8 protein-coding genes are annotated in these 10,603 nt (G+C 71.3%); 3 read left to right on the top strand and 5 right to left on the bottom strand.

The annotated features are described in order from the left end of the window. Nucleotides 1-230: 230 nt before the first annotated feature. Entirely contained in the window at nt 231-3,392 is a 3,162-nt protein-coding gene (locus tag AB0C29_RS17830) for a tetratricopeptide repeat protein (RefSeq protein ID WP_360821391.1), read from the bottom strand. A 333-nt stretch (nt 3,393-3,725) separates the two neighbouring features. On the opposite strand from AB0C29_RS17830, the gene AB0C29_RS17825 reads away from it, so the two are divergent. After that, nucleotides 3,726-5,099 (top strand): VCBS repeat-containing protein, encoded by a 1,374-nt coding sequence (locus tag AB0C29_RS17825; protein ID WP_360821389.1) that lies wholly within the window; start codon nt 3,726-3,728, stop codon nt 5,097-5,099. Between the two features lie 15 nt (nt 5,100-5,114). Then, the gene (locus tag AB0C29_RS17820; RefSeq protein ID WP_360821387.1) at nt 5,115-6,509 is read left to right on the top strand and encodes a VCBS repeat-containing protein; all 1,395 of its coding nucleotides are present in this window, start codon (nt 5,115-5,117) and stop codon (nt 6,507-6,509) included. A 6-nt stretch (nt 6,510-6,515) separates the two neighbouring features. Here AB0C29_RS17820 and AB0C29_RS17815 read toward each other — a convergent pair whose 3' ends face one another. The 4 genes from AB0C29_RS17815 to AB0C29_RS17800 form a co-directional block, all read right to left on the bottom strand. After that, nucleotides 6,516-7,049: an NUDIX hydrolase gene (locus AB0C29_RS17815; RefSeq protein WP_360821385.1), complete on the bottom strand. Its 534-nt coding sequence runs from the start codon at nt 7,047-7,049 to the stop codon at nt 6,516-6,518. Between the two features lie 59 nt (nt 7,050-7,108). Further along, nucleotides 7,109-7,474 carry a VOC family protein gene (locus tag AB0C29_RS17810; protein ID WP_360821384.1) on the bottom strand — a complete coding sequence of 122 codons (366 nt, stop codon included), beginning with the start codon at nt 7,472-7,474 and terminating at the stop codon, nt 7,109-7,111. A 78-nt stretch (nt 7,475-7,552) separates the two neighbouring features. Next, nucleotides 7,553-9,919, bottom strand: a complete 2,367-nt coding sequence (locus tag AB0C29_RS17805; RefSeq protein WP_360821383.1) for a LuxR C-terminal-related transcriptional regulator — start codon at nt 9,917-9,919, stop codon at nt 7,553-7,555. Nucleotides 9,920-9,928: 9 nt separating this feature from the next. Next, nucleotides 9,929-10,180 carry a DUF5999 family protein gene (locus AB0C29_RS17800; RefSeq protein ID WP_360821393.1) on the bottom strand — a complete coding sequence of 84 codons (252 nt, stop codon included), beginning with the start codon at nt 10,178-10,180 and terminating at the stop codon, nt 9,929-9,931. A gap of 163 nt (nt 10,181-10,343) precedes the next feature. Here AB0C29_RS17800 and AB0C29_RS17795 point away from each other — a divergent pair. Next, nucleotides 10,344-10,603, top strand: a 260-nt coding sequence (locus tag AB0C29_RS17795) for a hypothetical protein (protein ID WP_360821381.1), incomplete at its 3' end; no start/stop codon positions are given.

Below are 10,603 nucleotides of genomic sequence, written 5' to 3'. Positions count from 1 at the left end.
GGCGGCATCAGCGAAGGCGCCGGCACCGGAGTCGTGGACATCGGCGCCGGGGCGCCGCCCGGGGTGGCGGCGTCGCTCGAACAAGCCGCCGCGGCGGCGGTGAGGCAGAGCGTGGTCGTGACCAGGGACAGCTTCGCAAGTCTCATCGAGGTCTCCGTTCGGGTGCGGTGCGGCGCGGTCACGCTACGAACCGGCACCTACAGGAACCTGGAACGTTTCTTGCAGGACTGTCACGGACGCGAGGGCAGGGTGCGCTCGGCATCGTCCCCGGTGAGCCAGACGTGGTCGCAGTAACAGCCCCACCTGCGGATCCACCAGTTCAACTCGCCGGCCTCGCGCAGGCCGAGCCGGCTGAAGGTGGTGTACGCCGACTGCCACGCCTGGTGGGCCGACCCGCAGTCACCGCCCAGAACGTGCGCCGCACCGATATCGCGCAGGGTACGGGCCCGGCCGAGCTCGTGCCCCAGCTCCGTCCACACCGCGAAGGCCAGGAACAGGTCGCGCAGCGCGTCGTCCGGCCGTCCGGCGGCCAGGTGCATCTCGCCGAGCGTGCGGCGCAGCAGCGCGGCACCGAAGCGGTCCTGCGCGTCGACGCAGAGCTGCAGGCTGCGGGCGAGCGGCTCGGCGGCCTGCTCGGGCCGGCCCTGGCGGATCCACAGCTTGGCCAGGCTCTGCGTCGTGTAACAGGCCAGCAGCCGGTCACCGCGGCGCAGCACCATGTCGTGCGCCTGGACGAACCACACCTCCGCGGCGTCCAGGTCACCGCGGGCCCGGTGGACCAGCCCGATGCCGCGGACGGCGATCGCCTCACCACGCCAGTGCCCGGCCGAGCGGTACAGGTTGCGCGCCCGTTCCAGGTATCGCATCGCCTGGTCGTCGTGGCCGAGCTCGCGGTGGGCGTGCCCGAGACCGTAGGCGGCGTGGGCGGCGCCGGCGCGGTCACCGACGCGTTCCAGGACCGGCAGGGCGCGTTCGAGCATCGGCACCGCCTCCTGGTGCCGGCCCACCTCCCGCAGCACAGTGCCCAGACCACTGACAGCGGCGGCCCGGCCGTGCTCGTGGCCGACGTCGCCGAAGAGCTCGATGGCCGCCGTGAAGTGCCGCTCCGCGTCGGTGAACCGGTCCTCCTTGTATCTCAGCAGGCCGACCCCGCAGGCCATCACCGCCTCGGCGACGCGGTTGCCGCTGGCCCGCGCGGCGGCGTGCGCGGCGGCATGCGCTCGGTTCCACCGGCTGAAGTCGTTGCTGAGCGCGAACGACGAATAGACCAGGGCGTCGGCGAGCACGCAGGCCTCCTCGACGAGGCCCGCCCCGGCGGCCCGCACCACGGTGGCCACCAGCGCGTCGGCCTCGGTGGCCAGCCAGTCGGGGCCACTGCAGTCGGTCTGCAGGACCGTCGGGTGCACGCCGGCCACCGGGCTGATGCCCTGGTAGGACCGGGCCACCGCGTACGGCAGCGACTCGCCCAGCCGGTCGACGATCTCGGTGGCGGCGGCGACCGTCCGTCGTACGGCCTCGGTGAGTTCGGCTTCGCCGTCCTCCTCGAGGGCGCGTTCGCGGGCGTACAGGCGCACCAGCTCGTGCATCCGGTAGCGCACGACCGAGTCGGCCGGGCTGTCGTCGATCTCCACGAGCCGGGCGTCGAACAACTGCTCCAGCAGATCCCCGGCGTCGCCGACCGATTCGCCGAACAGGGCCGCGGCCATCCACTCGGCGAACGTGGCACAGCCGAGGAAACCGAGCAGCCGGAACGCCTTTCGTACGGCCGGCGGCAGGCCCTCGTAGCTCACCCCGACGCTGATCCGCACGGCCAGGCCGTCGACCGCCATCTCGTCGAGCCGGCGCCGCTCGTCGCGCATGCGGTCGAGCAGCCGGGTGATCCGCCAGTGTGGACGCGCCGCCAGCCGGGCCGCCACGATCCGCAGGGCCAGCGGCAGACCGGCGCACAGGGCGGCCAGAGCGGCAGCCGCCTCCGGTTCGCGGTCGACCCGCTCCCGGCCGATGATGCGGCGCAGCAACGTCAGCGACTCGTCCCGGGAGAACAGGCGCAGCTCGACGTGCTCGGCCCGGGGGATGGTGGTGAGCCGGGCGCGGCTGGACACGATGAGTGCCGTTCCGGGCGCGCCGGGCACCAGCGGCCTGATCTCGCCGGCGCCGGCGGCGTTGTCGATGATGATCAGCAGGCGCCGGCCGCGGATGGTCGCTCTGTACCGGGCCACCTTGTCCTCGATCGTGCCGAGGCGGTGGGCGTCCTGCACGCCGAGGGCCCGCAGGACGCGATCGACCAGCTCGCCGGTCTGGCCCTCGCGGCCCGCGGAGCCGACCAGGATCTGACCGTCCGGATAGTGCGGGGCCAGCAGGTTGGCCAGGTGGACGGTGAAGGACGTCTTGCCGATGCCGCCGGGGCCGGTGACCACGACGACCTGGCGGTCCTCGCCGGATCGGCTGCCCAGGGTGGTGAGCACCTGTGCGATCTCCGGTTCGCAGCCGGTGAAGTCGTCGAGGCCGACCGGGAGCTGCCGGCCCGGAACCCCCTCGTCGGAGCCGGCGGACGGCGGGTCGACGATGGGCTCGGCCGGCGCCGCGGCCTCGATCGGCTCGGGTGACACGGTCAGCGGCGTGACCGCACCGGGGGCGGGCGGCACCGGCCGTTCCGGCGTGCCCCGCAGAATCCGCTGGTGCAGCTCCTGCAGTTCGGCGGAAGGGTCGATGCCCAGCTCGTCGGCCAGATGCTGACGGGTACGGCCGTACCGCTCCAGGGCTCCGGTCCGGCGGCCGTCGAGATACAACGCCCGCATCAGGTGCAGGATGAGCGGCTCGGCCAGCGGGTGACTGTCGACGACAGGGGACAACCGGTCGACCACTGTGGCGTACCGCCCGGCACTGATCTCCGCGTCGGACCAGTCGGCCAGCAGGCCGTGGATCTGCTGACGGGTGCCTTCGCGGATCCGGGCCACCCACTCACCGCTCAGCCCGGCCAGGGGCTCACCGTGCCACAGGTCGACGGCCCGCCGTAACAGCGACAACCGGGCCGGACCGCCCTCCGGGTGCTCGCGGGCCTGGGTGGTGAGACGACGCAACAAATGCAGGTCGATGAGCACGGGGTCGACGTCGAACAGGTATCCGCCGGGCTTGCGCAGCAGCGACGGCGCGTCGGAAGACGCCGCGAGCAGGACCCGGCGCAGCCGGGCCATGTACGTGTAGAGGACGTTCCGCGCCTCCGCCGGCGGGGCCTCGTCCCACACCCGGTCGATGAGCGTGTCCGTCGGCACCGACGTGCCCGCGTCGATCAGCAGTGCGGCCAGGACGGTCCGCTGCTTGAGCGGGCCCAGCGCGACCGGTTGCCCGGACACCCACATCTGGACCTCGCCCAGCAGCCGGAACTCGATCATGCCGGCGCGGGATCAGGGGCGGTCAAGGATCGGTCAAGGTTCGTTCCCGTCCGGTGCGCGATGGTCCTGCCAGCCGAGACGCCCGGCCGGAAGCCGGGAAAGGGGAACCCCGAAGAGACGAGCACTGCACACCCCGTATGTGAGTGAGGCCGCCGACTGGCTCCTCACACGGTTGCTTGCTGCCTCAAGCCACCTTAAGCGCGCCTCCGCACGGTCGCCAGTAGCGACCGGTGTCAATTCCCTTCCACATTCGACAGTCGATCAATTGAAAGCAGGGATACAGCCATGCCCCTTCGTTCATCCTCCAGGTCCCTTCTCGCCACCGTTTCGAGCGTGCTCGCCATGGCCGCCGCCGGCATCGGCTTCGGCGTGACCTCAGCCGTCGTCGCCACCCCCGAGGCCGCGCACGCGTCCGTCGTCAATGGACCCGTCGGCCGGTCCGAGGTGCTGGCCCGGGCCCAGTTCTGGGTGGATGCCGGGATCACCTACACCCAGACCGGCACCTGGTTCCGCGACGCCTGGGCGGACAAGACCTACCGGCGTGACTGCTCGGGCCTGGTGTCGATGGCCTGGCACCTGGGCCAGAGCTATGTCACCGGCGACTTCCAGGGTTCGTCGCCGTACTGGACCAGGCTGGCCAGCCGGGACCAGCTCGCCCCGGGTGACGCGATCGTGCGCAACGGGCACATGGAACTGTTCTCCCACTGGAAGAGTTCCGGCGACCACGGCCAGGGCGCGTACGTGTACTCGTTCAACGACGACGGCGAGACCGTGCAGAATCCGTGGGGGCCCAACAACGTCGGCAGCCTCGGCTTCAACAAGGCGGACGACCTGATGTCGTACACGCCGATCCGGCGTACCAATCTGGCCGCCGCCCGGCGCGACTCGCTCTCCGCCGACGGCCACGCGGAGCTGGTCCGCAAGGACGCCGCGGGCGACCTGTACGCGTACTACAACAACGGGGTCGACGGCGGGGGAGCCGTCGCCTGGGGTGGCGCGGTCAAGGTCGGCAATGGCTGGACCGGCTCGGACAACGCTCTCTATCTCGCCGACCTGGACGGCAACGGCCAGACCGACGCCATCCGCAAGGACCCGTCCGGGGCGCTTCAGGCCTATTACAACCACGGCATCACCAGTTCCCTCGGGGTCCGCTGGACCGCATCGAAGCAGATCGGCGTCGGCTGGACGATGGCCGACGACTCGGTGTACTTCGCCGACCTCTCGGGTGACGGTTACGCCGAGGCGATCCGCAAGGACGCCGACGGTGCCCTGTTCGCGTACTACAACAACGGTGTCCACGGCAACGGAGCGGTGATCTGGGGTGGCCCCGTCCGGATCGGCGCCGGCTGGACCGGAGCCGACAACGCCGTCCAGTTCGCCGACATCTCCGGCGACGGTTACGCAGAGGTGATCCGCAAGGACAACGGCAAGCTGTTCGTCTACTACAACAACGGCATCAACGGTGACCTGACCGTCCGCTGGGGCGACCCGATCGAGGTCGAGTCGGGCCTGACCGTGGCGGACACCTCCGTCTACTTCGCCGACCTGAACGGCGACGGTCGCGCCGACCGCATCACCAAGCAGGACGGTGAGCTGATCGCCCGCTACAACAACGGCATCACGGCGGACCTGAAGGTCACGTGGAGCAACCCGACGGTCGTGGGCGCCGGCTGGACCATGGCCGACACCGCCATCTACGTCGCCTGAGCGGGGGAACCTTCGATGAAAACCTTCACCCGACGCCTGTCCGGGCTGGCCGCGACCCTGCTGATCGCCACCGGCGTTGTCGCGGTCACCGCGACACCGGCACTCGCCTGGACCACCGTGGCGTGCGACCCCGCCGGCGTCACCGGCCGCGACAACGATCTGGCCCGGCAACTCAACCCGCAGCTCACCGGGCAGCTCCGCAACAAGCTGACGGGATACAAGATCTCCTGCGCCCGCATGGTGGTCGAGGCCGTACGGGCCCGCAACCTGCCCCTGCACGCCGCCACGATCGCGGTCACCACGACGATCCCCGAGTCGGCCATCGAGAACATCTCGCAGGAGGTCGACCACGACAGTCTCGGCCTGTTCCAGCAGCGGGCCTCCTGGGGCACCCGCGCCCAGCGGCTCAACCCGACCTGGGCGACCAACGCGTTCCTCGGCAAGATGCTGTCGCTCTACCCCAACGGGAGCTGGCAGAACGCAGTCGTCGGCGACGTCTGTCAGCGCGTACAGGTGTCCGCGTACCCGGCCCGGTACCAGCCGGAAGCGGCCGACGGCGCGCGCATCGCCGCGGCCCTGTGGCGGACCCGCGGCGACTCGCTGTCGGGCGACCGGCATGCGGAGGTGATCAGCAAGGACAGCGGTTTGCTGCGGGCGCGCTACAACAACGGCATCAACGGTGACCTGACGGTCCGCTGGGGTGATCCGGTGCAGATCGGTTCGGGGTGGACCGGTGCCGACGGCGGGGTGTACTTCGCCGACCTCTCCGGGGACGGCTTCGCCGAGGTGATCCGCAAGTCCGACGGCAAGCTGTTCGCGTACTACAACAACGGCATCAACGGTGACCTGACGGTCCGTTGGGGTGATCCGGTGCAGATCGGTTCGGGGTGGACCGGTGCCGACAGTGCGGTCTACTTCGCCGACATCTCCGGTGACGGTTTCGCCGAGGTGATCCGCAAGGACGGCGGCAAGCTGTTCGCGTACTACAACAACGGCATCAATGGAGATCTGACGGTCCGTTGGGGTGATCCGGTGCAGATCGGTGCGGGATGGACCGGTGCCGATGGCGGGGTGTATTTCGCGGACATCTCGGGTGACGGTTACGCGGAGGTGATCCGCAAGTCGGACGGCAAGTTGTTCGCCTATTACAACAACGGCATCAACGGTGACCTGACCGTGCGTTGGGGTGATCCGGTGCAGATCGGTGTGGGGTGGACCGGTGCTGACAGTGCGGTCTACTTCGCGGACATCTCGGGTGACGGTTTCGCTGAGGTGATGCGGAAAGACGACGGTAAATTGTTCGCCTACTACAACAACGGCATCAACGGTGACCTGACCGTCCGCTGGGGTGAACCGGTGCAGATCGGTTCCGGCTGGACCGGTGCCGACGGCGCTGTGTACTTCGCCTGAGTGAGGTCAGGTCCGGTCCCGGGCGGCGAGGTAGCGGCCGAGATGCGGCTCGAAACGAGCCGGGTCGGCCGCCGCCAGCTCCGCCCGGGCCCACCACCGCACCCCGGCGAACTCCCGCTCGTCCACCCGCAGTGGCTCGTCACGGCCCACCGCGGCCGGGAACCACAGGCTCACGTCCGTGTGCCCGGCGTCCAGACCGACCGTCTCGGTCACGGTCAGGAAGACCGGCTCGGCCGCCACGCCGGTGCAGCCGAGCTCCTCCTCCAATTCGCGGGCGGCTGTCAGCGCCGGGTGCTCACCCGGCTCCACGTGGCCGCCCGGCGGCAGCCACAGCATCGCGTTGCGGTGGTCCACCAGCAGTACGTCCCCGGTGGCCGGGTCGGTCGGCACCACGTAGGCCACCAGGTGCTTCGGCGGCGTTGCCGGCTTGACCCGGCGGTACACGTCGTCCGTGCCGGCCAGCCAGGCCAGCGCGTCGGCCCGGTGCGCTGCGGCGAGATCGTCGTGCGGGGACAGGGCGGCGATGAGGTCGGCGAGCATCGCCCGATGATCTCAGGCCGCGAGCGACACGTCCGGCCGCAGCGGGCCAGATTGACCGGTCAGGAACGCAGGCAGATGTCGAACGGGTGGCCGCCCGGGTCGAGCAGCACCCGCCAGCGGTCCGGGGTCGGCTGCTCGGCCGGCTTGGTGGCGCCCAGGGCCAGCGCCTGCTCCTCCGCCTTGTCCAGGTCGTCGACGTAGAAGTCCAGGTGGAAGCGCTTCGGGGCGGTCTCCTGGGGCCAGCCGGGCGCCGAGTAGCCGGGCAGCCGGCCGAAGCCGATGCTGGTGGAGCCGTCGCCGATCATGGCGTACTCGGCCTCGCTGTGCAGGACGTCCCAGCCCAGCACCTGCGAGTAGAACGTCGCCAGGCCGGGAGGATCCGCGGCGTCAAGATTGATCATGGCGAGGGAGGCGAAACCGGGCATGGCAGGAGCCTTTCGGGTACGGGCGGCGCTGATCGTCGCCGACGTACCGATCCTGCCCCAGGTAGCTGACACCTTCTGTCAGGTATCGCGTTGCGTTGCCAGCCAGCCCGCCACCTGCGCGCGGGACGTGAAGCCCAGCTTGCTCAGGATGTTCTCCACGTGGCCCTCCGCCGTGCGCTGGGCCACCACCAGTCGCGCCGCGATCTCCCGGTTGGTCAGCCCCTGGGCGATCAGCGTGATCACCTCGCGTTCGCGCCGGGTCAGGCCCAGCTCGGCCAGCCGGGCGTCCGCGGTGGGAGCCGGCTCGGCCGCTGCCGTACGCGGCGCCGGGACTCCGGGAGGAGCCGAGCGTTCCAGCGCCATGGTCAGCGCCTCGGCCGTGCTCAGCTCGCTCCCGCGCCGGAACGCCGCGTCGAACGCCCGGTCGCCGAGCCGCGCCCGGATCGTGGCGACCGCCTCGTCGTGGTGGTCCTGCAGACCGTGGAACGACGCCAGCGAGGCGTGCATCGCCTGCCACACCCGCTCGGCCGCGCCCAGCAGCTCGGCCGCGCGCTGGTCGCGCCGTTCGGTGGCGCACACCCAGCCCAGGCTCTCCAGTGACAGGCCCACGCTGAACTGCTCGTCCTCGACCAGCTTGCCGACCTCGAGGCTCTCCTTGGCCGCCTCGGCCGCGCCCGCCAGGTCACCGGCCAGCCAGCGCAGCACACTGAGCGCCCACATCGCGAAGGAGCGCCACCACACCTCACCGTTGGCCGCCGCCAGGTCCCGGCACGCCAGCAGGTCCGGATAGCCGTCGGTCGGGTCGTCGTCGGCCAGCCCACGGGCCAGTCCCAGCACCGCCAGCGTCCACATCTCGCCGCTGAGCGAGCCCAGCTCCCGGAACCGGGTCAGGGCCTGCTCGAACAGCGGCAGCGCCTTGGCGTGGTCGCCGCCGAACATGGCGATGTTGCCCTCGATCAGCGGGATGAACGCCAGCTCCGGCGACGGCGGCAGGGTCATGGCCAGCGACCGGGCGTCGGACAACAGCGCCTGGGCCCGCGACGGGTCGCTCTGCACGCAGGCGATCCACCCGGCTACCCGCAACGCCTTGACCCGGGTCCAGTGCTGCGGCGCCGGCATGGCCAGTGCGCGGTCCAGCCAGTGCCGGCCCTCGGAGAGCAGGCCGCGGACGAACCAGTGGTTCTGCAGGTCGGCGGCGAAGCGCAGGGCGGTCTCGGGCGCTGCCGAGGTGACCGCGTACTCCAGGGCGACGCGCAGGTTGGCCTGCTCGTGGCGCAACCGCAGCATCAGCCCGGCCTGGTCGGGGCTCACCCAGTGGGTGTCGCCGTACGCGGCCAGCCGGGCGAACCAGTCGCAGTGCCGCCGCGCGACCTCCGCCTGCTCACCGGCGGCGGCGAGCCGGGCGACGCCGTACTCGCGGATCACCTCGAGCATCTTGTAGCGGGCCCGCGGACCGTCCCCGGTGCGCACGATGATCGACTTCTCCACCAGCGACGCGACCACGTCCAGGATGCCGTCGGCCGGCAGTTTTTCGTCCGCGCCGACGTATTCGGCGGCGTCGAGCTCCAGGCCGCCGGAGAAGACCGACAGCCGCGACCAGAGCAATTGCTCCGGCTCGGAGCAGAGGTCCCAGCTCCAGTCGATCAGGGCGCGCAGCGTCTGCTGGCGGGCCGGCGCGTTGCGGGCACCGGCGGTGAGCAGCCGGTATCTGTCCGTCAGACGGTCCAGGATCTCGTCCAGCGTCAGCACCCGCAGCCGGGCCACAGCCAGCTCGATCGCCAGCGGCATGCCCTCCAGCGCCTGGCACAGCGAGCTGATGGTGGCGCAGTTCGCGTCCGTGACGGCGAAGCCGGGCAGCACCGCGGTCGCCCGTTCCACCAGCAGGCTGGCCGACTCGTAGCGGGACAGGTCGGCCGGGGTGCAGTCCTCGTCCGCGTCGGGCACCGAGAGCGGGTGCACGGTCAGCGTGGCCTCGCCGGCGATCCGCAACGCCTGCCGGCTGGTCACCAGGATGCGCAGCCCCGGGCAGCTGCGCAGCAGGGTCTCGGCGAGATCCGCGCAGGCGCCGACCAGGTGCTCACAGTTGTCCAGGATCAGCAGCGCCTGCTGGTCGGCGAGGAACGTGACCAGTCCGGGCGCGCCGGGGCTGACCGACTCCTCGCGTACCCCGAGGGCCTCGGCCACCGTCACCGCGACCAGGTCCGGATCGCGCAGCTCGGCCAGCTCGACCAGCCACACGCCGTCGGCGAAGGCCCGCCGCATGTCCAGCCCGATGCGCTGGGCCAGCCGCGTCTTGCCGACGCCGCCGGCCCCCGTCAGGGTCACCAGCCGGCTGGTGGCCAGCATCCGCCGGACCCCGGTCAGCTCGTGCCGCCGGCCGACGAAACTGGTCACCTCGGCGGGCAGGTTGCCGGGGGAACCACGCGCGGTCGTGGCGGTGCTCATAGGAGCACGTTAGTGGGTGTGACCTCCGGTTGCCGTCGCGTGGATGCCCACGGACACCTCGGGTCGCGCCGCGAGGGCGAGCCCGGCGCACACCCGCGGCGCGGTGACGCGGCCGTCGGGGAGCAGCTCGCCGTTGTCGTCGAAGGTCACCACACCGTTGCAGAGCAGGCTCCACCCCTGCTCAGGATGGGTGGCGACCACCCGCGCGGCCTCGTGGTCGGTCTGGGTCGCCCCGGGACAGGGCGGCACGTGCACGCACAACATGTCGGTCCTCCAGCGACCAACAGTTCCCCTCGGCCCGGCGCGCGGACACGGGGGAACTACCCGACCCGTACCCGAATACCTGATCGTGGGTACTTCTCCCGTGTCCGCGGGCGGCCCGGCGGCCCAGCATGGAGGCTCACCGCATCAGAGAGGGGCACCCATGGGCCGCCACGCGGCCGACCGGCCTCGTAATCCTCCGCTGCACGCGGACCTGTTCGTCCCGACGCCGGGCAGCGCCGCCGCCCGCACCGCGCAGCAGCGCGCCGGCTCGGCGTTCGACACCCTGGTGGAACCGCACCGGGAGGCGCTGGAGACGTACGTGCTGCGGCTGACCGGCGGCGACGAGGCGGCCGCCGAGAGCCTGCTCAAGGAGACGCTCTACCGCGCCGCCCAGGACCCGTCGCGCTACCCGCAACGGGC

Source organism: Actinoplanes sp. NPDC048791 (assembly GCF_040650095.1).
Taxonomy (GTDB): domain Bacteria; phylum Actinomycetota; class Actinomycetes; order Mycobacteriales; family Micromonosporaceae; genus Actinoplanes.
This window is presented reverse-complemented; position numbering and strand designations above follow the sequence as displayed.